The organism is Bacillus sp. FSL W8-0183 (genome assembly GCF_038006825.1).
GTDB lineage: Bacteria > Bacillota > Bacilli > Bacillales > Bacillaceae > Bacillus > Bacillus altitudinis.
Map to the genome: position 1 here is coordinate 3,168,321 of NZ_JBBOVY010000001.1, position 25,626 is coordinate 3,193,946.

At 37.8% G+C, this 25,626-nt stretch carries 25 protein-coding genes and 1 pseudogene; 12 read left to right on the forward strand and 14 right to left on the reverse strand.

Annotated elements, in window-relative coordinates:
- The first annotated feature begins 171 nt into the window (after positions 1–171).
- The 3 genes from NSQ64_RS16875 to NSQ64_RS16885 are packed head-to-tail and all read left to right on the forward strand — an operon-like array spanning position 172 to position 931.
- Positions 172–309: a YuzL family protein gene (locus NSQ64_RS16875; RefSeq protein WP_008347049.1), complete on the forward strand. Its 138-nt coding sequence runs from the start codon at positions 172–174 to the stop codon at positions 307–309.
- A gap of 10 nt (positions 310–319) precedes the next feature.
- Positions 320–571, forward strand: a complete 252-nt coding sequence (locus NSQ64_RS16880) for a hypothetical protein (protein WP_341018358.1) — start codon at positions 320–322, stop codon at positions 569–571.
- 12 nt (positions 572–583) lie between these two features.
- On the forward strand, positions 584–931 hold the full coding sequence (locus NSQ64_RS16885; RefSeq protein WP_341017414.1) for a spore coat protein: 348 nt from the start codon (positions 584–586) through the stop codon (positions 929–931).
- A gap of 31 nt (positions 932–962) precedes the next feature.
- On the opposite strand, the gene NSQ64_RS16890 is transcribed toward NSQ64_RS16885, so the two are convergent.
- The 3 genes from NSQ64_RS16890 to NSQ64_RS16900 all read right to left on the reverse strand — a co-directional run bounded on the left by NSQ64_RS16890 (position 963) and on the right by NSQ64_RS16900 (position 2,709).
- A complete protein-coding gene (locus tag NSQ64_RS16890; protein WP_017359282.1) occupies positions 963–1,214 on the reverse strand; it encodes a YusU family protein in 252 nt (83 codons plus the stop codon).
- 72 nt (positions 1,215–1,286) lie between these two features.
- Positions 1,287–2,117: an ABC transporter ATP-binding protein gene (locus tag NSQ64_RS16895; RefSeq protein WP_008347057.1), complete on the reverse strand. Its 831-nt coding sequence runs from the start codon at positions 2,115–2,117 to the stop codon at positions 1,287–1,289.
- A gap of 145 nt (positions 2,118–2,262) precedes the next feature.
- The gene (locus NSQ64_RS16900; RefSeq protein WP_171465740.1) at positions 2,263–2,709 is read right to left on the reverse strand and encodes a YusW family protein; all 447 of its coding nucleotides are present in this window, start codon (positions 2,707–2,709) and stop codon (positions 2,263–2,265) included.
- Between the two features lie 113 nt (positions 2,710–2,822).
- On the opposite strand from NSQ64_RS16900, the gene NSQ64_RS16905 reads away from it, so the two are divergent.
- Positions 2,823–3,665, forward strand: a complete 843-nt coding sequence (locus tag NSQ64_RS16905; protein WP_144665985.1) for an oxidoreductase — start codon at positions 2,823–2,825, stop codon at positions 3,663–3,665.
- Between the two features lie 244 nt (positions 3,666–3,909).
- On the opposite strand, the gene NSQ64_RS16910 is transcribed toward NSQ64_RS16905, so the two are convergent.
- Positions 3,910–5,280 carry a S1C family serine protease gene (locus NSQ64_RS16910; protein ID WP_017359279.1) on the reverse strand — a complete coding sequence of 457 codons (1,371 nt, stop codon included), beginning with the start codon at positions 5,278–5,280 and terminating at the stop codon, positions 3,910–3,912.
- 337 nt (positions 5,281–5,617) lie between these two features.
- On the opposite strand from NSQ64_RS16910, the gene NSQ64_RS16915 reads away from it, so the two are divergent.
- Both NSQ64_RS16915 and NSQ64_RS16920 read left to right on the forward strand, forming a co-directional pair.
- On the forward strand, positions 5,618–6,292 hold the full coding sequence (locus tag NSQ64_RS16915) for a response regulator transcription factor (protein WP_017359278.1): 675 nt from the start codon (positions 5,618–5,620) through the stop codon (positions 6,290–6,292).
- On the forward strand, positions 6,289–7,620 hold the full coding sequence (locus NSQ64_RS16920) for a HAMP domain-containing sensor histidine kinase (protein ID WP_065461027.1): 1,332 nt from the start codon (positions 6,289–6,291) through the stop codon (positions 7,618–7,620). The genes NSQ64_RS16915 and NSQ64_RS16920 overlap by 4 nt, the downstream gene beginning before the upstream one ends.
- A gap of 20 nt (positions 7,621–7,640) precedes the next feature.
- Here the strand turns inward: NSQ64_RS16920 and spxO are convergent, their stop codons facing one another.
- On the reverse strand, positions 7,641–7,805 hold the full coding sequence (gene spxO / locus NSQ64_RS16925) for an anti-adapter protein SpxO (RefSeq protein ID WP_096881830.1): 165 nt from the start codon (positions 7,803–7,805) through the stop codon (positions 7,641–7,643).
- Positions 7,806–7,997: 192 nt separating this feature from the next.
- Here spxO and NSQ64_RS16930 point away from each other — a divergent pair, with 192 nt between their 5' ends.
- Both NSQ64_RS16930 and NSQ64_RS16935 read left to right on the forward strand, forming a co-directional pair.
- Positions 7,998–8,876, forward strand: coding sequence for a TetR/AcrR family transcriptional regulator (locus NSQ64_RS16930; RefSeq protein WP_268383028.1), 879 nt, complete (start codon positions 7,998–8,000; stop codon positions 8,874–8,876).
- A 130-nt stretch (positions 8,877–9,006) separates the two neighbouring features.
- A pseudogene (locus NSQ64_RS16935) lies at positions 9,007–10,417 on the forward strand (IS1182 family transposase).
- Here the strand turns inward: NSQ64_RS16935 and NSQ64_RS16940 are convergent.
- The 6 genes from NSQ64_RS16940 to NSQ64_RS16965 form a co-directional block, all read right to left on the reverse strand.
- Positions 10,381–11,901, reverse strand: coding sequence for a glycosyltransferase (locus NSQ64_RS16940; protein WP_341017421.1), 1,521 nt, complete (start codon positions 11,899–11,901; stop codon positions 10,381–10,383). The pseudogene NSQ64_RS16935 and the gene NSQ64_RS16940 overlap by 37 nt on opposite strands.
- Before the next feature lie 5 nt (positions 11,902–11,906).
- Positions 11,907–13,088: a glycosyltransferase family 4 protein gene (locus NSQ64_RS16945; protein ID WP_268358400.1), complete on the reverse strand. Its 1,182-nt coding sequence runs from the start codon at positions 13,086–13,088 to the stop codon at positions 11,907–11,909.
- Positions 13,085–15,892: a CDP-glycerol glycerophosphotransferase family protein gene (locus tag NSQ64_RS16950; RefSeq protein WP_341017424.1), complete on the reverse strand. Its 2,808-nt coding sequence runs from the start codon at positions 15,890–15,892 to the stop codon at positions 13,085–13,087. The genes NSQ64_RS16945 and NSQ64_RS16950 overlap by 4 nt, the downstream gene beginning before the upstream one ends.
- Complete coding sequence (locus NSQ64_RS16955; protein WP_341017425.1) at positions 15,882–17,084, reverse strand: hypothetical protein; 1,203 nt, start codon at positions 17,082–17,084, stop codon at positions 15,882–15,884. The genes NSQ64_RS16950 and NSQ64_RS16955 overlap by 11 nt, the downstream gene beginning before the upstream one ends.
- A gap of 222 nt (positions 17,085–17,306) precedes the next feature.
- On the reverse strand, positions 17,307–18,701 hold the full coding sequence (fumC, locus tag NSQ64_RS16960; RefSeq protein WP_017359275.1) for a class II fumarate hydratase: 1,395 nt from the start codon (positions 18,699–18,701) through the stop codon (positions 17,307–17,309).
- An 87-nt stretch (positions 18,702–18,788) separates the two neighbouring features.
- Positions 18,789–18,956, reverse strand: a complete 168-nt coding sequence (locus tag NSQ64_RS16965; RefSeq protein ID WP_003213147.1) for a YvzF family protein — start codon at positions 18,954–18,956, stop codon at positions 18,789–18,791.
- Positions 18,957–19,069: 113 nt separating this feature from the next.
- On the opposite strand from NSQ64_RS16965, the gene NSQ64_RS16970 reads away from it, so the two are divergent.
- The 4 genes from NSQ64_RS16970 to NSQ64_RS16985 are packed head-to-tail and all read left to right on the forward strand — an operon-like array spanning position 19,070 to position 23,099.
- A complete protein-coding gene (locus NSQ64_RS16970; RefSeq protein WP_341017428.1) occupies positions 19,070–20,494 on the forward strand; it encodes a spore germination protein in 1,425 nt (474 codons plus the stop codon).
- Complete coding sequence (locus NSQ64_RS16975) at positions 20,481–21,575, forward strand: GerAB/ArcD/ProY family transporter (protein WP_008347081.1); 1,095 nt, start codon at positions 20,481–20,483, stop codon at positions 21,573–21,575. The genes NSQ64_RS16970 and NSQ64_RS16975 overlap by 14 nt, the downstream gene beginning before the upstream one ends.
- Complete coding sequence (locus NSQ64_RS16980) at positions 21,572–22,693, forward strand: Ger(x)C family spore germination protein (RefSeq protein WP_072367962.1); 1,122 nt, start codon at positions 21,572–21,574, stop codon at positions 22,691–22,693. The genes NSQ64_RS16975 and NSQ64_RS16980 overlap by 4 nt, the downstream gene beginning before the upstream one ends.
- 37 nt (positions 22,694–22,730) lie before the next feature.
- Positions 22,731–23,099 carry a hypothetical protein gene (locus NSQ64_RS16985; protein ID WP_041091878.1) on the forward strand — a complete coding sequence of 123 codons (369 nt, stop codon included), beginning with the start codon at positions 22,731–22,733 and terminating at the stop codon, positions 23,097–23,099.
- A 42-nt stretch (positions 23,100–23,141) separates the two neighbouring features.
- On the opposite strand, the gene NSQ64_RS16990 is transcribed toward NSQ64_RS16985, so the two are convergent.
- Genes NSQ64_RS16990 through liaF form a run of 3 tightly spaced genes read right to left on the reverse strand, consistent with a single transcriptional unit; the run spans position 23,142 to position 25,599 of the window.
- Complete coding sequence (locus NSQ64_RS16990; RefSeq protein WP_007500305.1) at positions 23,142–23,777, reverse strand: response regulator; 636 nt, start codon at positions 23,775–23,777, stop codon at positions 23,142–23,144.
- On the reverse strand, positions 23,774–24,838 hold the full coding sequence (gene liaS, locus NSQ64_RS16995; RefSeq protein WP_007500303.1) for a two-component system sensor histidine kinase LiaS: 1,065 nt from the start codon (positions 24,836–24,838) through the stop codon (positions 23,774–23,776). Before liaS ends, NSQ64_RS16990 begins: the two co-directional genes overlap by 4 nt.
- On the reverse strand, positions 24,835–25,599 hold the full coding sequence (liaF, locus tag NSQ64_RS17000) for a cell wall-active antibiotics response protein LiaF (protein ID WP_007500301.1): 765 nt from the start codon (positions 25,597–25,599) through the stop codon (positions 24,835–24,837). Before liaF ends, liaS begins: the two co-directional genes overlap by 4 nt.
- Positions 25,600–25,626 lie beyond the last annotated feature (27 nt).

A 25,626-nucleotide genomic window follows, 5' to 3' on the forward strand; every position in this document is an offset into this window, starting at 1 on the left:
ACAGTCATTCATTTTTTGTCCAAAAAAAAGCAATGCCTCTTTCTTTATCTTAAAAGATTTTCCGAAACAGTTCAATAGCAGATTTCAAAAATTTACACATTCTCATGCGTCTTTCTTTACAGCGTATGAATTATAGACGAGGGGGAATTGTAAGAATGGAGGTGATGTCACATGTCTCGTTTGCAAAAGAACCCATCAAAAGCAGGCGTAAGTGCTGCAAGTGTGAAAGGAAACGCAGGTCCATCACAAGAAGCAGACCTAGGCGGTAAAAAGACCAGTCAAAATCAGCAATATAAAAAGAAATCGTAAGGAGGAACACATCTTGAACAACCAGCAAATGAATATGCCCCCACAGGTGATTTCAGTAAAGGATTCCTTGTACCTAGAAGATATGCTGAACTGGAATTTGATCGCGATGAAAAAGGCCCACTTTATGGGCGAGCATTGTCAGGATCAAACATTGAAACAAGAACTCAATCAAGTTGGTCAAATGCACCATCAGCATTACACACAAATACTTCAACATTTAGGCAGCTCAGGGCAAGGCCAGTCTTCTGGCTTTATGCAATAGGAGGTAACAGACATGGAACAGCAAAACCAACAAAAAATCGGGAATCCACAAACGCCGGTTCCAACAACGACAAACATGAACGATCGAGACTTTGTCACAGACCTTTTGTCGACTGAAAAATATTTGACAAGCGGATATAACACAGCGCTCAATGAATTCAGCCATGAATCTCTTTACCAAGATATTCAGCGAATTGCGCTAGAAACACAAAAAACGCAAAGACATTTATATGATGTCATGTTCAAATATGGCTGGTACTCTGTCGAAGCCGCTGACCAGCAGAAGCTCCAGCAGGCACATCAGAAGTTCCAGCAAACACTGACAGATCAATCACCGTACGGATCATCACCCATGTCATAAAGAAAAACTGCCAGCTCGTACTGGCAGTTTTTTAACGGTCTTTATTGGCACGATGAGCTTCATTTAATTGCTTGATCCGCTGAATCGTTTCTTTGATGTCTTCTTTTGCCTCTGGATACGTGTCATTAAAATGCTTGGCTAAAGGCGGCATGCTTTTGGCAATATGAGAATAGATGATCCACTGCGAGACATCTCTTTTCAGTTCCTCATTCGTTTCACCAAGCAGCAGTTCTGTATATTTATCAAGCAGGCCTTCGAGCTTTTCATCTAATTCATTTCCCATTTGTATTCCGCTCCTTTTTTCAGAAAAAAGCCTGACTCTGCGTGTAACAGATGTCAGGCTTTTCACATACGATTATCTTGCAGCAAGAAATGTCTCAGCTTGTGCCTGTTGGACAATACAGCGTCCTCTGCCGTGCGGAATACATAACGGTGTTCCGAATAAAGGATCTGTTGTTACTTGGCAGTTCATATCAAAGACATTTTTCACAAGATCACAGTTAATGACAGTTTCCGGTCTTCCTTCTGCATAAATCGACTTGTCTTTAATGGCCACAAGGTGATGCGCATATCTGCAAGCGAGATTGAGGTCATGCAGAACCATGACAATCGTGCGCTGCTCTTTTTCATTTAAATCAAAAAGAAGATCAAGGATTTCAATTTGGTGGGTCATGTCTAAATACGTTGTTGGCTCATCTAATAGAATAATATCCGTCTCCTGTGCCAATGTCATCGCAATCCATGCACGCTGCCTTTGTCCACCTGATAATGAATCAACCGTTCGATCAGCAAGGTCTTCCATCTTCGTTGATTTCAGTGCGCGATTTACCGCTTCTTCATCTTGCTTTGACCATTGCTTCAGCCAATTTTGATAAGGATATCGCCCTTGCTTGACGAGTTGATGTACCGTTAACCCTTCTGGCGCTTCCGGTCCTTGCGGAAGAATGGCGAGCTGTTTCGCCACTTCCTTTGTTGGTAATTTGGCAATGGAATGACCTTCAAGCAGGACAGAACCACCCATTGGCTTCATGAGACGGGCCAAAGAGCGAAGTAGCGTGGATTTACCGCATCCATTGCTGCCAATAAATACTGTGATTTCACCCTTAGGGATCGATACATTTAGTTCGTCTATGATCATTGTTTCTCCGTAGCCTAAGCTTAAACCTTCAGTAGAAATGGCACTCATTCCGCTCAAACGCTCCTTTTCTCATCCAAATTTTTTATATTGAATATCGTCTATGTAGACGTCAAAGATCACTTATCTCAATTTAGTGTATCAGATTTAAGTGATCTTGAAAATCATTTTCAATTAAAAAATGAGAAAGTCTCGTTTACTTTTTCTTTTCGAATGCACGTTTTGTCCCATCTTCGAGCTTGATATCGACTCGTATCCGCTGATAATCATCATCTAAATTAAAAGCAGATAATAATTCATTGACATATGTTTCATTCAGCTTTGCACTAGGAATCGACATATCATTGAGCTTCATCTTCATTTCACGTAAAGCTTCTTCTCCTTCATAGCGGACACCATTCATATGATCTCGAATCAGTGCTTCTTCTCTTCCACCAGCTTGACGATAGGTAGCTTCATATAATTCGCTTTTTTGTCCATATTGTACGTGCAATTGCAAATGCTGAAATGGCAGTTCCTTCATTTGAACAGCTGACAGACTTTCAGCTTCTGCTTCATGTGGATGTTGTATTGGTTCGATTGAACGACAGCCAGACAGCATAAAGAACAGCACTCCTAGCAGTCCCGCCTTCTTCCAGCACATCATGTATTTCCTCCTATTTCATAGCATCGTTTTTTATTCTTCTCCAAGCCCCTTTTCGTTATTCAATAAAACAGCAGACTATGGTAGATTAAAACAAAAAGGAGAACCGGATGATGAATAAAACAGCCATTGTGACTGGTGCCAACAGCGGTTTCGGAAAGCTCATCACACTGCGTCTTGCTCAGCAAGGGTACACTGTGATTGCTGGCGTAAGACAGGAGACCAATGCGAAAAAGCTTGCCGAAGAAGTAAAGAACGCCGCTTTATCCGAATCGATACATATTGAAGCATTAGATGTGACAGATACACAGTCCATTCAAGCATTTCAGAAAAGGCTTAATGCCTATGCTCCCATTCACCTGCTTGTGAACAATGCGGGAACGGCCTATGCTGGTTTTGCTGAAGAGGTGCCTGTTGATCAGTACCGAGAGCAATTTGAAGTGAATGTCTTTGGTGTGATGGAAATGACACAAGCAGTCCTTCCGTTGATGACGAGCGGTGCAAAAATATTGAATATGAGCAGTATCAGCGGACTCATGGGAATGCCCGCACTCTCTCCATATGTATCGTCAAAGTTTGCGCTAGAGGGGTATACAGAGAGTTTGCGAATTGAGCTGGCTGCGTTTGGCATTCAGGCCGCTTTGATTGAGCCGGGTTCTTTCCAAACGAACATTTGGAACACCTCCATGAATGAGCAAATGACACCACCCGCAGCAGGTTCTAAATACACAACTATTTATGAAAACATGATGTCCTATATAGAGGCGCAAAAAAACAACTATGGAGATCCAGGCGAAGTTGCAGAGCTTGTGGTTTCGCTTGCAGAGAAGAAGCGGCTAAAGAAGCTAAGGTATCTTGTCGGGAAAGGTGTTCGGCTTTCATTCATAGCAAAGCAGCTCCTGCCTTGGAATGTATGGGAAAATATTATTTTACGGACACTATCTTCAAAAAAATAGGCACAAAAAAACAGGTGGATCTTTTATCCACCTGTCAGCGTGTAGACAAACCCTCGCATTCGTTGTCAGTCCTGCGCGCTGGTGATCACGAATGTCAAATTCGCTCCGCGCCAGTACTCGTCCTTCCTAGGGCTGCAAAGGCTTTCTATCACGCTGAAAAAAGAAGACAAAGGGCTAAAATAAAGTTCATTTTAGCCCTTTGTCAACAATCTAACAGGTGGATCGTTTATCCACCTGTTTTCTTTTATTCGTTATCAGACTGCCCAAGGGTAATATCAAGATTTTTGTTCTTTCCATCACGAATGACAGTCATAGTCGTTTTATCGCCAATTTTTGTTTCTTTATAAAGGATTTCTTTCAGCTGTGAGCTGTTCGCTACATCTTTTCCTTTGAACTTGATGATGACATCTCCAGACTTCAAGCCTGCTTTTTGTGCAGGAGATCCTTTTGAAACATCTTTTACATAAATGCCTTTACCGATTTGTTTATCAAATAGGCCAAGTGTATTTTCCTGATACGTTTCAGGCACTTGCTCAAGGTCAATCATTTGTACGCCAAGGTAAGGACGTTCGACTTTTCCATTTTTCAACAGCTGATCTACGATCGGTTTTACATCATTACTTGGGATCGCAAATCCGAGTGATTCTACTCCGCTTTCGCTAATTTTCAAGCTGTTGATGCCGATGACTTGACCGTCTGTATTGATCAGCGGACCGCCACTGTTTCCAGGGTTAATGGCTGCATCTGTTTGAAGCACATTCATCTCAACAGTTCCAGATGATGTATTGGCTTCAACGGTACGATCGAGACCACTAATAATCCCTTCTGTTACTGTACCAGAGAACTGCGCACCGAGCGGGTTCCCGATTGCAATGACTTTGTCTCCAGCACGAAGCTTAGAAGAATCTCCAAAGCTTGCAACTTTATCAATGCCGTCAGCATTTATTTCCACGACAGCTAAATCTGTCATTACGTCACTGCCGACAAGCTTCGCATCTTTTGTTTTTCCATCGTATAGTGTGACCTTTAATTTATTGGCACCCTCGACTACATGGTTATTTGTGATAATGTATGCTTTTTTGCCATCTTTTTTGAAGATGACACCAGAACCCGTTCCAGCTTCTGCTTCAGTTGAATCACCGCTAAGACCGAACGAGTTTTGTGTAGATTGATAGTTTGAGACCCCTACAATCGTCGGCTCTAAATCTTCTACCATATCAGCAACATTCGTCGCATTGGTGATTTGTTTTGTTGAGAAATTTTCAGATGAAGCCGGTTCGCTTGATGCTGTTTGGGTTTGAGTGTTTGCCGCTGTATCTTGTGACTGCGGTAAAAGCGGTGTAATGCCAAGCACAAGACCGCCTCCAATAATCCCTCCAAGAATCGGACTCAGCCATGCAGCCTTCCGTTTTTTCTCCTTTTTAGACGAACGGTCATCAATCACTTGAGGAGACCCGTTTGACACCCTCTCCTGAGAGGCAGATGCTTCGTTTTCATGGTGGTGAAAAACGAGTTCTTTCTCTTTTTCTGGTTCTTCTATTTGTTTCTCATTCTCTTGATGTGCGTGTTCTTGATCATTCATCTTTTTCTCTTCATCTTCTCTTCGGAAATCCATCGCTTGCACTCCTTTGCATCATTTTCATGAAATGCTTCATTCATATGTCTAGACAGGACTCATGTCCTCTTAATGGCAATATCATTGAAAAATTCTTTATGACAATATGTCAAATTATATAATACTTATTCATAGAAAAAAAGCAAGGTGTGCACATTGGTGAAAAGCACCTATTCATTAGCCTTTTGTCTATGCCCTTTTTTCCCTTGAGCTTATCATAAACAAACATTATGGGATAATGATGAGAAGAATATGTGAAATTGTGAAAAAAGCGTGTGATTGTTGACATGCCGCCTTTGTATCCCGTTATAATGACGTTGAGAGGATGTGGAAGACTTTGTCGTACACCATTTATTTAGTTGAAGATGAGCAGAATTTAAATGAACTGTTAACCAAATATTTAGAGAGTGAAAATTGGAATGTGTCCTCTTTTTTAACCGGAGAAGCGGCACGCGAAGCAATGAACAAGCCCCCGCATCTATGGATTTTAGATATTATGCTGCCTGATACTGACGGCTACACACTCATTAAAGAAATCAAAGCAGCCTCGCCTGACGTACCGGTCATTTTTATTTCGGCACGTGATGCAGATATTGATCGTGTGCTTGGCTTAGAACTCGGGAGCAGTGATTATATTGCGAAACCCTTTCTTCCGCGCGAGCTGATCATCCGTGTGCAAAAGCTGCTGGAGCTTGTATATAAAAACAGTGACACACCGCAGCAAAGCGTCACACCCGTTTCTTCCTATATCATTCATGAGGACGTAAGAGAGGTGTATGAAGGAGATCAGCTGATTAACTTAACGTCTAAGGAATTTGATTTGCTGCTCTTATTTACCCATCATCAAGGACATGCCTTTTCCCGGGAAGATATCCTCGTCAAGATCTGGGGGCACGATTACTTCGGGACAGATCGTGTGGTCGATGATCTTGTCAGACGGCTGCGCAAAAAAATGCCTGACTTAAAAGTCGAGACCATTTATGGATTTGGCTATAGGATGCTAAAAGGATGAAGAACAAACCACTCGCTTTTCAAATTTGGGTTGTCATCTCTGGCATTTTACTCACCATCTCGATTGTCCTGATTATTTTATTTTCAAATACATTACGCAGCTTCTTTACGAATGAAATTTATAAAAACATCGAAAACGAGCAGCAAGTGTTAACAGAATACCCTCTGAATCGAGACGGCTCACCAAAGTCGACACCAGAAAACCGCTCGGTTCAGCACATTCTGATTCCGTCAGATGAATTAAATCAAATGGCTCAGTTTTTCCCGCATGCCTTTATTGAAAAAGTGCAGTCCTTTGTTAAAAAACAAAAAAGCGCAACAAAACGCTATTCTGAAGAAGTGAATGGCCAGCATATCTTTTTTGTGATCAAAAAAGTCTCAACAGGCAATACACAATATATTCTCTTGTCATATGCACCCGATTCTTATCGAGATGACTTGTCCTTTACACTGTTTAAACAGCTGATTTTCATCTTAGGAACGGTTATTTTACTAAGCTGGATTCCATCGATTTGGCTCGCCCGCTACTTATCACGTCCAATCGTCGCGTTTGAAAAGCACGTCAAGCGCATTGCACAAGAAGACTGGGACGATCCTGTGATTGTTGACCGGCAAGATGAAATTGGCAAACTGGGGCATACGATTGAAGAAATGAGACAAAAGCTCATTCAAAAGGATGAAACAGAACGAACGCTTTTGCAAAATATATCACACGACTTAAAAACACCTGTGATGGTCATCCGCGGTTATACGCAGTCTATTAAAGATGGAATTTTCCCTAAAGGAGATCTTGAACAAACGGTGGAAGTGATTGAAGGCGAAGCCGAAAAGCTTGAGAAGAAAATCAAAGATTTGCTGTATTTAACAAAGCTTGATTATTTATCAAAACAACATCCGGCGCATTCTCCCTTCCTTGTGAGTAATACAATGCTGGAAGTGGTTGACCGTTTACGCTGGTCGAAAAATGAATTGCAGTGGAACGTGGACTTAGATGATGAGGCTGCACTTGAAGGCGATCCAGAACAATGGAGCAAATTATTTGAAAATGTTTTAGAAAATCAACTTCGCTACGCAAAAAATAAAATTGATATTCATATGAAGCAGGAAGAGGATCAAATTCGCATCGTCATTCGTAATGATGGCCCTCCAATTGAAGAACACATGCTATCCAGCCTATACGAACCTTTTAGTAAGGGAAAAAAGGGCGAATTCGGCATTGGATTAAGCATTGTCAAACGAATTCTTTCAATGCATCAAGCGTCCATATCAATTGAAAATGATGAACTAGGTGTACGCTATACGATCACTGTTCCAAAGAAGAGGCTGTAGGTTTTACACCGCAGTCTTTTTTAGATGAATGAATACCCATTGAAATCACGGTATGTGGCTTTGATTTTCTTCCCAGCTTGATACATCCATTTCTTTTCAATGGTTGTCTCTTTCGGCATTTTGACTTTTTCTACTTGAATTCCTTTTGTTTTCAAGCGTCTAATCATATCATCAATTTCTCTCATGGAACATCATCCTTTCACATTTTTTGACCGGTTGGTCACCTTACTTTATAATATAAAGAATTACACTGTAAAAAACAAGTTACAATCTGATTAATTTTTGAAAAGTTTTGTCGTTTATGACCGATAAGTCACATCTCTTTGCGCACGTTTCCTAAGACATTTGTCTCTCGGTAAGAAAGGATGACATTCATATTGAAAAAGAAAGAAAAAATGATTATTGAGGCTGGTATGAAGTTATTTGCCAGCAAAGGCTATAATACAACGTCTGTTCAGGAAATTGCAGATGAATGCCACATGTCAAAGGGTGCGTTTTACCTTTATTTCAAATCGAAGGAAGCACTGCTTATTTCGATCTTGCATTACTATTACGATAAGGTATTTACCCGGATTCACGAGGTTCAAACAGAGGGCGGCACACCAAAAGAGGCCTACCGGAAACAGCTCACTGTCTATTACGATAATATTTTGCAGCAAAAAGATTTTATTAAAATGCAGCTAAGCGACAGGGCGCTCCCATTGAACGAAGAAACGCAGCAGCTCGCAAAGCAAATTCGACTTGCGACGATTCAGTTGCACATTGATAACATTAAGCAAGTGTATGGAGATGCAGCCATTCCTTATATGGCTGATCTATGTTTAACGATTGAGGGCATGAGTCACGTTTACTTTGAGCTTGCCATTTTATATGATTTTCAGCTCGAAGCAGAGGAGCTTGCCGCAACAATGATTCACCGTATCGATGATTTGATGAATGGTATGATGAGGCGGCATGATCTTCCGCTCATCTCTGTAGTTCAAGCGAGCGATTGGTTTGGGCCAATTTATGAAAGATCATTCGATCCGCTGACAGAATCTCTTTTAAAAGAATTAAGAGAGCAGGCTGAAGAACACTATGAAGTGAAGGACGAGCCTGACTTATTTGAAGCACTCGGCATTTTAGAAAATGAATTAAACAAACAAAAACCTAGACAAGTCATCGTAAAAGGCATGCTGTATCAGTTGAAATTATATGCACCACTTCAAAGCCACACTGAATCACTTTTGCGTATTTTGAAAGAGAATTATTTGTAAAATTGGAACCATCTTTTTAACAATAAAAACAGGCTGTCGAGAAAATCTCGACAGCTTTATTTTTCCATTAAATTTTCCACTACCCCATTTTATAATAGAGAAAAGCATACTAAAGGAAGGTGTTTTTCTCATGTTCCACACTAGAAATTCTTCTCAACATGAAGCCGAATTTGTATTGCTAGATCAACTGGTCGAAGAGGATCACCTGCTTCGTAAAATTGATCAGTACATTGATTTTTCATTTATCGTAGATAAAGTAAAACCCTATTATAGTGAGAATAAAGGTCATCCCTCACTTGATCCACTTATTTTGTTCAAAATGATGTTCATCGGATACCTGTACCGTATCCGTTCTGAAAGACAACTTGAAAAAGAAATTTACTATAACATGGCGTATAGATGGTTTTTAGGTTTAAACATCAATGATCCCGTTCCCCATCACTCTACCATTAGCTGGAATCGTCGTACCCGTTTTAAAGATACAACGATTTTTCAAGATATTTTCGATGAAATTGTTCTTCAAGCCATCAATCACGATATGGTTGGAGGGCGCGTTCTTTTTACTGACTCCACTCATCTTAAAGCCAATGCCAATAAACATAAATATACGAGAAAAACGATTGAAGAAGATACCCAAAACTATATAAAGAAGCGATCCAAGAAGATCGGGTGGCACACGGAAAAAAGCCCTTAAAGGTAAAAAACGGAAAGAGACATTCGTCAAAGTACGACTGATCCTGAAAGTGGCTATCTTTATCGTGAAAACAAACCGGAAGGCTTTTCTACCTAGACCACCGTACAACGAATATGGAGTACAATATCATCACAGATGCCCATGTCACGCCTGGCAATGTCCATGATTCCGTTCCGTATCTTGAACGATTGGATCACCAAATCGCACAATTTGGTTTTCAAGTAGACGCAGTTGCCCTTGATTCTGGTTATTTAACAACTCTAATCTGTAAAGGTTTATCTGATCGCGGTATTTTTGGTGTCATCACACATAGACGTTTCCATCCAACAAGAGGATTATTCGAGAAGTGGAAATTCCAGTATGATTTTGAACACGATCATTACATATGCCCGAATGGTGAAAAGCTTTTATATACCACCACTGATCGAAAAGGTTATAGGTTCTACAAATCAGATCCTAAAAAATGTACATCGTGTCCTTTCCTTGAAAACTGCACAAGATCTAAAAATCATCAAAAGGTCATCTCAAGACATGTGTGGGAGGAATATAAAGAAAAGATCAGCAAAATCGTCTGTCTGCCGCTGGAAAAGAGCTATATAAAAAAAGAAAAGAAAAAACAGAGCGAAGCTTTGCAGATTCAAAACAACTGCATGGTCTTCGCTACTGCCGGTTAAGGCGAATACAAAACGTGAGTGAGCAGGTGCTTCTCACAGCTGCCTGCCAGAACATGAAGAAGATTGTAGAAAAACATGAGTTTCTCTACAATCTGAGGCTGTTAAATCTAAATTTAACAGCCTGTTTTTATAATCTTTATCTAATCGTTTCAAAAAGTTCTTTCCATTCTTGAGCTAGTCTTTCTTCACTAAATCTCTCTACAATCTTAGTAGCCTCGCTCGACATAGCCTCTCTTTTGTCCCTATTCAATAACAAATCAATAATTGCTTCAGATAATACTTCAATATTTCCTTTCTGCACAATTAAACCATCAAGTCCATTTTGTACAACATCCTTGGGTCCATACTTAAAGTCATAAGAGATAGGCACACATCCCGCTGACATGCTTTCCATAAGAGATAGGCAGATACCTTCATAATCAGATGGAACAATAGAGATTGAAGATTGATAAAAAACATTGTAGACATCATCAGAAAAACCTTTTATCGTAACATAGTTTTGTAAATTCAATTCATTAATTAAAGATCTTAAATATTCCTCTTGTGAACCTCTTCCATATAACTCAAGGCGAGCTTGAGGGACTTTTTTTATCACCCTCTGAAATGCTTTTATAACATGATCCTGATTTTTCATTTTTTCAAATCTCCCAACTGTGACAACTTTATAAGGATCACGAGTTATGTGTGATTTGTCAATAATTGGGGCGTGATGAGGAATAGCATAGTATTTTTTACTTTCACCAAATTCACGAATAATATCTTGTTTCTGTTCTTCAGTTAAGAATACAACACCACTATATTCATGGAGATGGTTAAAAAAGTCCCTTAAATCATTTCGAATTTCACTTCCAAAAGTATAGGGGGAACCTAGATGAGAACTATGTATTGTATAAATCACTTTTAAATTTGCAGTTTTATTTTCAAGACGCTGTAGTGGACGTCTATTAACTGCATACTCTGAAATTAAATATTGATATGAATTTGACATAGTTAAAACGTAGTTCTCTAACCAATACTCTACTAGATCAAGTTCATTTGAAAATTTCCCCTTTATACCTCCTAAATCATCAAACAAATGAATTTGAATTATTTTATTATTCTTTGGATTTTTTAATATACTTAGATAACATTTCCCTTTTTTATTTATATATGTGATTCTAGCTGGAGTGTTTGTTGAATAGTCCATATACTCAATCTTTCTAACATAACCTTTACTGTCATACCACTCTCTTTTCTCTCTTGTGAAATTAGGGAGTAGGTAATCAATAAATTTTAAATGCCCTTCCTCCGCATACCATTTAAATTTCAAATAAAGCCCATCTTTAAAACACCTATAAACATTATCTTTGTCAGCATCTTTTTCAGCTACCCACCCAAGCTCATCTGGACTATGTTTAATGACTGTCCGATTGTCTCTTTGACTGTCTCCAGCCAATTCATTATACATAAACCTAACTTTTGATTTAGGGTGTAATTTATTATGATCTTGTAAATAATTAATACTTTCATCATAGTCTATATACCAGTTATGGACGAGAATTTCGTTTTCAATATTATTTTTGGAAAAGACGTTACTTCTTCTAATGACAGAGGTAGCTAATCCGGTTGGTTTAGCTGGGATCCCTCCGAACATAAGCATATATACTTTATAATTCAAGCTATTCAACTCCTAATGTGTATACTAGACTTCTCGATCTCTTCAAATAAATCAATCCATTTATTTCCTATGTTGCTGGTTGAGAATCTCTTTACATTCTCACTTGCTTTTTCACCCATTTCTTTACGAATTAGTGGATTTTCAATTAAATAATTGATCGCTTCTGCTAATTGATCTATATTACCATTCTCTACAAGAATTCCATCATTATATGAATCTATTATTTCAGATGGACCTTTTGGGCAGTCGAAACTAACAACTGGAACGCCACATTGCATTGCTTCAATTATGACCATACCAAAGCCTTCATATCTTGAACTCAGAGCATAAATAGATGATTTTAATAATTCTTCTTGAATGTTATCAGTCGGGCCCATGAGATACACATGATTAAACAGTTCTTCTTTTATTAGTAATTCATTTAAATAAGCCTTGTCTTTCCCGACACCGAATATTTTCAATTTCCAATCTGGGTGTGTCCTAATTACTTGTTTAAATGATTGGATTAAAAGGTCAAAACCTTTCTGTTCGACTAGACGGCCGGCTGCTATAATTGTTTTAGAATCTAATGGTGACTTCAGTTCACCTATATCAGGAATTGAATTAGTTAGTTTTTTCACAACAAGTTTTGTATTTTTAAACATTTTCACATAATCAGCTGTATCATCATCAGTTAAGGTTAGTAAATAGTCTAGTTTAGGATAAAATTTCAGCATCGCTTGTTGCATATCTTTGGAGTAGATTGAAAAATTCAAATGCTCTTGACCGATTAATATAACCCCTTTATTTGCATACTTTGCAATAAATAGATTAAAGCTTGGTCGAGTAGATATCAAAACTCCATCTTTTATTGTTTTAATAAACGAATAGAGTTTAAAATCGGACATTAAAGAAAAAAAGTGGCGTGCCTCTTCTTCACGATGAATTAAGACAGGTCTCTTCTTAAGTAGAAAATTACCTATTTTAGTTTTAATATTTTTTCTTTGTCCATTCCAAGAAGTCACATCATGTAAGACCGTAATTTTAATTCTAGGATCAATATAGAAAAACTCTTTTCTTTGTCTCTTAAATAAAGAAATAATTTCAATATCTTCCCCTTTGTCTACAAGGTAATTTGCAGTATTTAAAACGGTTCTTACAGTCCCTCCCATACCAAATATATTCATAACTAGAAAGTATTTTTTCATTTTTCGCTCCTTCTGAAAACTTCTTCTATTACGAGTTTCGAGGAATTCCCATTATCAAAATTACAATATTTATTTTTAAATTGATCATATATATCTTTATATAAAAATTCTATTTGCTTAATGTTATGAATTGCCTTAAATAACTCCTGCTCTGTAGTAACTATTGGTCCAGGTGCATTTTCCCTGAAATTAAAATAAAACCCTCTTAAATCTGAGGAATACCTGACAATGTCGTAAGCAAAGAAAATAATTGGTTTGTTTGAGTTAGCAAAATCAAACATAACAGAAGAGTAATCGGTAATTAATATATCGGATATCAAATACAGATATTTAATATCATCATAATTTGAGACATTAATAACTAAACCCTCATACTTACTAATCTGAGCACGTAAAGCATCTCTATAATGGAGTCTTATTAATAAGACATACTCGTCCCCAAAATTTTCAATAAAACGCTCAATATCAAATTTGAATTGAAAAGGTTCTGTTTGTTTATTATTATGAAAATCATAATCTCTCCAGGTCGGAGCATATAGAATCACTTTTTTGTTTGACTTAATTCCTAATTTCGATTTGATATCAATGATTTTTTTGTTATTTTCTTGATAAAAAATATCATTTCTTGGATAACCAGATTCAATTATTTTATTTTTGTATTTGAAAGCACTCTTATATACTTCAGAAGTAAATGTATTAGGAGAAATAGCAAGATCCCACCTGCTATTTCTCTTCATTAAGTCAATCGAAGTGTTCTCTTTGTAAGATGGCGAATTGGGACTTATATCAAATCCAAGTTTCTTTAACGGCGTACCATGCCAAGTCTGAATATGGTAAGTACCCTTCTTTTTTGTATATACGTCTGGGAAATTTCCATTATTTATAAAATATTTAGATCTCGCCAAATGATAAAAATACATTAAAGAACCAGGCTTTACAATAATAGTATTTTTATTAGAAGTGATTTCTTGTCTTCTATTATTCAACACCCAAATATATTTATATTTGTCACCTTCTGATTGAATCATTTCTTCATAAATGGCTCTTGGGTTACAAGAATAACTTTTCCCATGAAAACTTTGGAAAACTATCGCCCTTTTATTAATAGGTAAAATTTTATTGAAAATCTTATAAATAAATTTGTTGTTTAACAGTTTTGAAAAGACTGAGTTTCCTGCTCTTATTTTGTCCTCCATTGAAAAAACTTCTTTTTGTGGATCAATATTAAGTTGTACATCAATAAAAAAATCATTGAAAGAAATTTTTAATTTTACAAGATCGAAATGAATATTAGCCATCATTTCTTTTAACGTTTCTAAAGGTACCTCTTCACTCCTAAACTCAAGCAAATAATCTGTTGATGCTCTAGACTTTTCAGATAACTTTACATGTCCTTTTAACTGCACTCTTTCTTGTTTATATGGAAACTTGATAAAGAGAGAGGCTGGATATTGATCATCAAATACTTGCCCATCCGAAGGTCTATTAAAATGTAAAAGCCCCTTTATTAGTAGATTATTATGATCTATCATATACGATTGAATTGCTTTTTGAGTGGCCACTTTGCGAATTAATAGTGATAATTCGTTACTTAAAGTATAATATGGTTTAACAGATAATAATTCATCACTTTCGTCTTCTACCATACTTTGCGGGAGCGACACGATCGATTGTTTATTGATAATATCATCAAGTCGTTTAGCCACTCTAAAATTATCAACATTTGTTGCAACAAAAATATCCCAAATCCCCACACTTAACTTACTTGTTTTTATTAGTGATGCTAAGTCAATATGCAAAGTTTCTCTATTAATCGGTACTTCAACTATTTCTTTAGTTGAACGATTGATAAATAAAACATTATTAATACTAAACTCAACAGAATTAGAAGTTAATTCTCCAGCCAATCTCAAAAAACCATCCTTAAAATACACACTTTCTAATTCATAGTGATCTTTCACTTCCACTATCCTTAAGAAAAAATCATTATTATTCAATTCCCTTTCAATGAGATCGAAGCTAATGATATTATTTTCAAAATATACTGTTTTATTTGGTAAAATTGTATTACTATCCATTGTTATAAGGACTGTCTGCTTTTCTGATTTCATCAAAACTTCAGCATAAAAAGAGATTTTCTTAGGTGTTTTCATGGAATTTTTTATTTCCTCTAAATTAAGTTCAATCTCAAATTTATTAACCTCTTCAATTTTTGTCATGGTCACTTTTTTATTAAATAACGTACGGTTTTCTGAAGTCAAAATGATATTTAGCTCGTTTATCTGTTCTAATTCAATATTTTTTATAAGTCCTTCAAAAAGTAATATACTATTATTACTTTTAAAAGCTACCTTGTTTATTTGAAAATTAAATTCCAATTTAGAGATGCGAATCGATAAATTTTCTTTAATAGTGGAATAAAAGGTTATCTCTTGCTGTCTGATTCTATCCAAATAAGAATTCAATTCATATTTTGAAGTAATAGCATCATGTATTCTATATTCTTTTTTTTTAGAAACAACAAAAGCGTCCCAATATCCAACTTCTCTAAAATTTTCCTTATTCATAATATAAGTAATATAAATATTATCATTCTCTTGAATTTCTTTTGGTTCTGCTTTCACTTCTTGCTTTGTATATCTATTACGGAAAAGCAAAAGAAGTTGATTCATATTTAACTTCTCTCGCTTAATAGATTCATTAATCTTCACTTTTAATTCTATTAAATTTGTTTGACTAAGGTCAAAAGACTCCAAAGAGATCATTCTGGAGTTTTTAGGCTTCCACAATTTTTTAATAAACATTATTCGCACCTACTACTTGTTTTAATTTAAATAAACTATTAAAATCATTTCTTTTTTTAAATTCAAATAATTTCTGTCCAATCAAATATTGCTGCTTTTGTTTATGAAAATCTAAAAATTTCAAAGGTACTCGAAACAAGTTGGTTTCTCTCTCTATTCGAACATACATTTCTTTCCATTCAGAGAATTCATACTCTTTGGTCATTTCCGAATTAATGTTAAACTGGAAAAATCCATTGTTGCTCTCTACTTGGGGGCAAATGCTAAAAAATTCATTTTCACCTAACGAAGCTAATAAAGATATTCTCGTAACTTTATGTTCCTCTTGTTCTAAAGGTATTAGAATTGCTCCAGAGATAACGATGGTGTTATCAGTTTGTTCAATTGATGAGATGATAGCTTCTGTTTCCATCTTTATTATTAAAGAGAGTGTATTATATACTGTTCTAAATAATTTATAATTCAAACTTTCAAATTCAGCGTATTTATATTGATCTGAAAAGTTATTATTATAAAGTTTGAGATTAATATCAATTTCTTTTTTCTCATCAGTAAACCTTATATAAAAATCATATATTTCTCGCATCTTTTCCTGTGACAAAAATACTTCTGGAATACTTGCATTCACTTTCCAATATAAATCAACATCTTGTTGTAAATTTAATTGTTTTACCAATACATCATCTTTGTATTTACCATAAGAATTTGGATGAGTTCTTTTTTTGAGGAGTAAATATGTTTTAAAGGATGCTAAGTTAAGATTCCCCGCGACATTTAAGACCGCATTAAAAGTTTTATTCGTAAAATCTGCCGCTTCCACTTTCACTAAATCCCCATTTTTCACTAACGACAAGCTTAACAAGTTGTCCGTTTCTCCACAAAATATTTCCATATTTAAAAACGGATTCACGTCAGATATAAATATGTGCTTAAAATTATCATAGTTATAAAGAGATTTCTTTTCACCATTATTTAAATCTAAAATACAAAAATAGTACTCACCTTCATCATAATGGTGCAAGAAGTCTATATCTAATAAACATTTTTTTTCATTTACACCTACGATACACGCCTTTAACTCTATCACCTTAGACTCGTCACTTTTATTTATTAATATAATCTGATCTTTTTTTTCATCAAATTCTATATCTATTGTCTTAGAAGTCTTTGTATTCTTTATTTCAATTTCCAAGATTATTTCCCCCATAATATTTTAAAAACTGTAATCCTCTAGATAAAAGAGTTAAATTACTCCCATATTTGTTCACATAATACAATATTCTAGCACATTTACAAACAAAAGTTAACATGATTTGGATTTGAAAAATAGTTCGTTCTAATTAAATGATAAAAGACCTTTAGATCCCTGTTCAGGCTTCCAAAGGTCTTTTAATTTAATATAATAAATAATTAATTATTTTGCTTTCGGTGTCACCATTTCTTCTGGTTTCACAAACTCTTCAAACTGCTCTTCTGTTAATAGTTCTAATTGAAGGGCAGCTTCTTTTAGTGTTAATCCTTCTTTGTGCGCAAGCTTCGCAATTTTCGCTGCATTCTCATATCCGATGTGCGGGTTGAGTGCCGTCACAAGCATCAATGAATTGTTTAGGTTTTTCTCGATCGTTTCTAGGTTTGGTTCAATTCCAACGGCACACTTGTCATGGAATGAGTTCATACCGTCAGCAAGCAATTCAACTGACTGCAGGAAGTTATAGATGATGACCGGCTTAAATACGTTCAGCTCGAAGTTTCCTTGGCTTGCGGCAAAACCGATCGTTGCATCATTCCCCATGATTTGTGCGGCAATCATTGTTAAAGCTTCACTTTGAGTTGGGTTGACCTTTCCTGGCATAATGGAGCTGCCTGGCTCATTTTCAGGAATGATCAATTCACCAATTCCGCAGCGAGGACCACTTGCAAGCCATCTCACATCATTGGCAATTTTCATTAAGTCAGCTGCAAGTGCTTTAAGCGCACCGTGTGCATATGTGATTTCATCATGGCTTGTCAGCGCATGGAATTTGTTTGGTGAAGAATTGAACGTTTGACCTGTTAACTGGCTGATTTCTTCTGCCACGTATTTACCAAACTCAGGATGTGCGTTAATTCCCGTACCAACAGCTGTTCCGCCAATGGCAAGTTCTCTCATTTTTTCAGTAGATTCTAAAATCATTTCTTTTGAACGATCAAGCATGTACACCCAGCCGCTAATCTCTTGGCCCACTGTAAGAGGTGTTGCATCTTGCAAATGCGTACGGCCAATTTTCACGATCTCTTGGTATGCTTTTGCTTTCTCATCAAGCGTCGCTCTTAACTGGTCAATCGCAGGCAATAGCTTTTTGTACACAGCTAATACAGCTGCCACGTGCATAGCCGTTGGGAATGTATCATTTGAGCTTTGGCTGCGGTTGACATCGTCATTCGGGTGAATGCTGAATTCACTATTTTTATCTTTCAAGTAAGCAGTTGCTCTATTTGCAACGACTTCGTTCATGTTCATGTTACTTTGTGTTCCACTTCCTGTTTGCCATACAACAAGCGGGAAATGCTCGTCATACTTTCCACTGATGATGTCATCACATACAGCAGCAATCGCTTCTGCTTTTTCACTTTCTAAGTTGCCTAGACGTTCGTTCGCAATCGCTGTGCTACGTTTCAAAATTGCAAACGCATTCACAACTTCCTTTGGCATTTTCTCAGAACCGATTTTGAAATTTTCTTTGCTTCGTTGTGTTTGTGCACCCCAGAACTTGTCCTGTGGCACCTTGATTTCGCCCATTGTATCTTTTTCGATTCTAAATTCTGTCATTATGTATCCCTCCATAGCTTCATCACTCAACTCTATTCTATACAAAAAACGAAAATCCTTTAAGCGTTTTCAATTAAAATTTTATCTTTATTTTAATTTTAGTTCAATATAAACACGAACATCTTTGGAATATTTGTATTTTGGATTTGTTTTTCCGTAATCTTTTGACGTATAAGTCACCTCATAATGCTTGTCAAACGACTGTAGAATACGGTCGATCTCCTCTTTTGTTCCTGCTAAACGAATTTGCGCCATCTTCTTTCCTCCAACACCGTGATTCTTTCATATACCACAAAATAATGTAACACAGAATATTGTTTTTTCAAGCAGGTAATGCTAAGAAAAAGAAATTGAGGTGGGTGATCCATTTGAATCAAACTCCATTGAAAGAGCACTTATACGATAATCTCTCTGTCATTCTCCCTCAGTTAAAGGACATGGATGATTTGATCCATGAGAAAAAAACATTGCCTCATGGACAGGTTGTCTACTATTTATACATTAAAGAAATGAACGAAGCGATGCAGATTCAAACCTTCTTAAAGCTACTATTGCAAGATCATGCCTCTCTAACAAAAGAGAAGCTAGAATCCAATTTATCGATGATGACTACCCGTACGGTAAAAACCTCTGAAGAACTAGTAGATGCTATTTTTCAAGGACATTGTGTCGTACTGATTAATGGATTTCAGCACGCTTATATTTTAGAAACGCACGGAACGAAGAAACGCAATTTAGGAGATGCTACATCTGAAACCGTCGTAAGAGGACCAAAGATTGGTTTCATTGAAGATATCAACACGAACTTAGCTCTAGTCAGACAGCGTTTGAAAAACCCTGATCTCAAAACAGTAGACATGAAAATCGGCGAAAAGAAATACACCCAAGTATCGATCATGTACATTGATGGTATCGTTGAGCCCTCTGTTTTAAAAGAGGTAAAAAAGCGTCTCAAACAAGTCACCATTGATGATATTCAAGACTCAGGCGTTCTTGAGGAGCTCATTGAAGACAATGTGTATTCTCCTTTTCCGCAAATTCAAAACACAGAACGGCCTGATAAAGTGGCATCTGCTTTAAACAATGGGCGCGTCGCCATCTTTGTTGATCATTCGCCTTTTATCTTAATTGTGCCTGCTTCCCTCGCGACGATTATGCAGTCACCTGATGATTATTATGAAAGATGGATCGCCGCCTCTCTTATTCGTTTGCTACGTTTTACGTCCATCTTTCTCACATTGTTTTTATCAGCCATTTATATTGCCCTTGTGTCCTTCCATCAAGGTCTTTTGCCCACAACTTTAGCTATTTCCATCTCAAACACACGAGAGAATGTCCCCTTTCCTCCTATTGTGGAAGCACTCATCATGGAAATGACCATTGAGCTGCTGCGAGAGGCTGGGTTAAGGCTTCCTAATCCACTTGGACAAACAATCGGACTTGTGGGCGGTGTTGTCATTGGGCAGGCAGCCGTACAAGCCCATATCGTCAGCTCCATTATGGTCATTATTGTCAGCGTCATTGCACTTGCATCCTTTACCTTTCCTCAATATGGAATGGGGATATCATTTCGTGTCCTTCGCTTTGTATCCATGTTTACTGCAGCTGCATTCGGTTTATATGGACTTGTCCTGTTTATGCTCGTCTTACTCACTCATTTGACAAGACAAAAAAGCTTTGGCACCCCATATTTTTCACCAGATTTTGTGTTCAGTTATAAAAATGAGGACAATTCCATCATCAGATTGCCTTTGAAAAATCAAAAGAAAGGGGAACGACATGGTCAATCATAAAGAGTCGATCACAAGCTATCAGGCAAGTGCCATTATCGCCAATACCACACTAGGTGCAAGTATGATGATTCTGCCAAGATCAATGGCTCAAGCTGCGCCTACACCTGACGGCTGGATTGCACTCTTACTCATGAGTGTGATATACATTGTGTTCATTTTTGTCAATGTGCTCATGATGAAAAAGGTCTCCTTTTCTTCCTACTATGACTATACAAAAGAAGGACTTGGGAAATGGATTGGCTCACTTGCCAACCTGTTGATTATTATTTACTTTCTCGGCGTTGCCAGCTATGAAGTACGAGCAATGTCTGAGATGGTGAAATTCTTTCTACTTCAAAACACACCGGTAGCCGTGACGATGATCAGCTTTATTTTGGTTGGTTTTTATCTTGTGATTGGGGGGATTGGAGATTTTGCCCGGCTGTGCCCTTTTTTTCTGATTGTCACACTCATCATCTTATTTGTAGCCTACGGACTTAGTGTACAAGAGTTTAAGCTCGATAACCTACGACCAGTTTTAGGAGAGGGCATTTCCCCTGTTTTCAATTCCTTGAATGCTTCGGCCATTTCGTTTGTCGGCATTGAAATGATGCTTTTCATGCCTGCCTATATGAATACGCAAAAACACACTTTTGCATATGGCTCCATCGGCTTTTTGATTCCTGCGATCATCTATATTTTCACCTATATTCTTGTGGTTGGTGCGCTCACGGTGAAAGAAACGGCGACTCTGACGTGGCCGACCATTGCCTTATTTCAATCATTTGATATTCAGGGGATTTTTATTGAACGGATTGAATCCTTTTTGCTGATTGTTTGGCTTGTCCAGCTTTATACGAGCTTTGTAGGATATACGTTTTTTGCTACGATAGGAGTCATCAAATTGACTAAATTCCCTAAAAAAATCGCGCTCGCCTTGATGGGCATTGTGATCTTCTTTGCCGCTCTATTCCCAAAAGATGTTGATACGGTCCGAGACTATTTAACCTACGTAAACAACTTGTTCTTTCTTCTATTTGGTATACTCCCGTTTCTTTTATTTATCATCGTATTTTTCAAAAGGAGGCGGAAAACAGCATGAAAAAGAAAGCGGTTCTTGCGCTCTTCTCACTGATTCTATTATGCGGGTGCTGGGATAGTACAAATATCGAGGAGCTCAACATGGCAATTGGATTTGCTGTAGATAAAGGAGATGACGGACATAAATTGAAGCTGTCTATGCAGGTGCTCGTTCCGCAAAAAATTGAGCAAGAATCAAGCGTGAAAGATCCGACGAAGATTATTGAAACAAGCGGTGATTCCATACACCAAATTTTTCGTACGACGGCCCTAAAAACACACCGCATTTTTGCTCAGCAGCTGAGGGTTTATTTGTTTTCTCAAGACCTTATCAATGAAAATAATTTCGATTTGGTCATCAATCAATTCATTCGGGACAATGAAACACGAAGAGGAAGCCTTGTCTTTATGGCTTCTGAGAAACCTGGAGATATGCTGAAAATCAATGACGACGGCCAGCCTGCCGCTTCCACCTTATACGATATTTCTTCGAATACAAAAACGACCATTCGTATGTTCAAGCCCGTTTCCTTAGGAGATATTTCTTCTGCCATGCAAAACAACGTATCCTTTGCCATTCCGAAAGTCAGTGTCAGTCAGGGCAAATTAATGCTGGACGGCGCCTCGATTATTCAGAACAAACGATTTCTCACCAACATTTCTCCTTTAGCAGTGCAGTCTTACAACCTGTTGACTGGAGACGCTAAAGGCGGAGTGATTGAATTCCAATATGAACATAGCATTTATTCTTTTGAGATCTTTAAAATCAAACACAACATCGACACCCATAAAGCAGCCAGTGGCAAATATGAATTTGATGTGTCAGTTGAACTCGATGGAAGATTGTCTGAGGATTGGAATGAACGAGAAAACGCATTTAATGAAAAATATCTCCAAGAAATTGAGAAAGTCGTGGCACATCGACTTGAGGAAAATGTAAAAGATTTTATCGGGGAATTACAGCATGAGATCAAAGCAGATATTTGTGGATTTTATCAAAAAGCGAGTATTGCCTATCCGAAGGAATTCCGAAAAGAAGCAAAACATTGGGATGACATTTTTAGTGAATCCGATATTCGTTACAAGGTAAATGTGAAAATCCGTGACTTCGGGACTAAGGGCGCAACACAATCCTTATAGAGTATGTTAAAATGGTAAGAAAAAAAGGGTGTCAATCATGAAACGAGCTTTACTTTCGGCCGGCATTCTATTTTTGATTCTAGGAATACTTCTGTTAGTCGTGGTATTCATGCAATCAAAAGAAGATTTCTTCATTGAAGCCGACAGCTTTTCAAGCACATTTTTGATCGTGATTTATTATGGACAAACCCCTGCGCTCCTTCTGATTGGAGGCGGTTTATTTGTTGGACTTTCACAGATCATTGATTTGCAAGAGAAAAAAGCGGCAGTGGCAAAGGAAAGCGTCAAACTGCTTTCCGAGTTGAAGAAAACCCTGGAAGACAAATCGGCCGAGGAGCAGGAGGCTTTTCCAGTTCCTGAGCTCCATCAACTATCCGAACGTCCAATCACAGGACAGAAGGACTAATTTTGCGCATGTTCCAGCAGCTTTCATTTGAAAGCTGTTTTTTTATTGAATCAACTTATGGCGATGTGCATACACGGCTGCTTGTGTGCGGTCTTCTACATCGAGCTTGGAAAGAATGTTGGTAATATGCGTCTTGACTGTTTTGATGGTAATAAACAATTCCTCAGCAATGACCTTATTCGATTTCCCATCGGCAATCAGCTTTAATATTTCCATCTCTCTTGCGGTTAACGAATCGTGCAGAATGGACCCATTTGATGAATGGCGGAGTTTGTTCATGACCTTTCCAGCTACTTTTGATTCAAGTCTTGGTTCGCCGATACTCGCAGACCTGATGGCATCAGCAATTTCTCCTGCTTTCGATGTTTTTAAAAGATAGCTTAATGCACCAGCCTCAATAACTGGATACACTTTATCATCATCAATAAAGCTCGTCAGTACAATAATCCGAGCATCCTCTATTTCTTGACAAATTCTTTTCGTTGCTTCGATGCCATCCATGCCTTCCATAACAAGGTCCATTAAAATCACGTCTGGCTTTAATTCAACCGCTAGTTCTACACCTTTTTGTCCATCTGACGCTTCACCGATGACTTCAATATCCGCCTGTGCCTCTAAAAAAGCAGCAAGACCCATTCTCACCATTTCGTGATCGTCAATTAAAAGCACTCGAATCATCGAACGTTCTCTCCTTTTCCTTCATCAAAAATGGGAACCTTCACATCAATTTGTGTGCCTTTTCCCTCAAATGACATAATCTCTGCGACACCGCCTACTTCACTTGTTCTTTCTCGTATCGATTCAAGTCCGTAGGAAGCAGTCTTCACATGATCTGTTTGAAAACCAATCCCGTTGTCGATAATTTTCAACTGAACTTGACGGTTCCGAATAAGCAGACGTACTGTCACCTTTGTCGCCTTTGCATGCCTAAACACATTGGAAAGGGCTTCTTGCACAATTCGGAACAGATGGTCCTCCACCCCTTTAGACAGCGGAGCATCATCTTCTATTTCCCAATCAATATCAATTGGCTGCTTTGCCTGAAATTCATTGAGTAGCTCAATCAAGCCTTTTTTCAAGTCTTTTCCTTCAAGGGTGATCGGTCTTAAATGCAGGAGGAGTGCACGCATCTCATTTTGTGCATCGCCAGCCATTCGTTCCACAAGACGCATTTGCTTTAAAATCTTTTCATCCTTTTCCTTCATCCCTTCAAGAATCGCAGACGTCATCATCGAAATGGCGAATAGCTGCTGGCTGACTGCATCATGCAGCTCACGCGCTAGACGCTGACGCTCTTCTGAGACAACCGATTTTTTCATTTGAACCTGCCATTCAGCTCGCTCATTTGAAAGCTTTTGTAAGGAGGCTACTTGCCCTTCCACTCGTTTCGCCATTTCATTTAATTGATCTGCCGCCAAACCAATTTCATCATCACCTAGAGAAGGCAGTCTATAGGCAAAATTCCCATTTTCAAACTTCAAAATCGACTCTACAAGCTGATCCAGCCGCTTCTTATGCTGATAGCCAAACACATGCCCCGCTGATACACCAATGGCGAGACTAATAATGAGTAAAATACAAAAAAACGGGATGCCGAACCACCGCGTAGACAGCAAAATCATGGGATCAAGCTGGTAATAAAAAAACATCGGGAGTGTCGTCATGATGACAACACCAAGCGAGATACCGACTGCAAGACGAACAGATTGCCACTGGATGCCTAAATGCAGTTTCCTCATAAGTACCTCACATCCACATCCCCAATCAGGAGAGAAATGGAGATTTTCACTTTTCGCTTACTCTCATCATAATCATTTGTCATGACATACACTTTACTGCCGAACCCGCTTCTTTTTTCATCAATGATTTTCATATCACCAATCGCAGCCGAAGCACTCACACATACTTCAATATCCTGAGGTACATAAATATCGACATCTCCGATGAGCCCACTAATGACGATCGTGCTCTCTTCCTCAGCAATGATGGCCTTTGATAAGTCGATTTTGACATCGCCAATAAAACCTGAAATGGTCAAATCGCTTAATTGAAATGGTTTTTTCATCAGCCTGACTTCACCGATGAAGAAATCATGTTCTTTGCGCGGCTTTGTCTGGCTTTTTGTTTTCTTCTGATCGCCCTCTTTTTCAAGATTGACTTTCAGTGAAGGCTTTCCATCGTCTGATGATTCCTTTTTATCGACATCAAAAACAGGTTTGTTTTTCAATAAACGATAGCCCGCATAGATCAAAAAGGCAGCAAATAAATACCCAGTCAAACTAAACGTGATATTTAGTAGAAACTTCAAGAAGAGAAAGCCTGCAAAAATATAGGAAACCGAACCGAGCCAACGTTTAGATCGAGAGTGCAACCAATAACCAGCTAGAGCAAAAAACACTGGCCAAAATAGGTCTGCCCCAATCCCAATAATTTTGAGAAAAAGATTTATACCGAAAATCACCACAATGATGCCTAAAATTTGATTTCTAGAAAAACGCAGTTGACTCGCCTCCTTCCTTTTTACGTT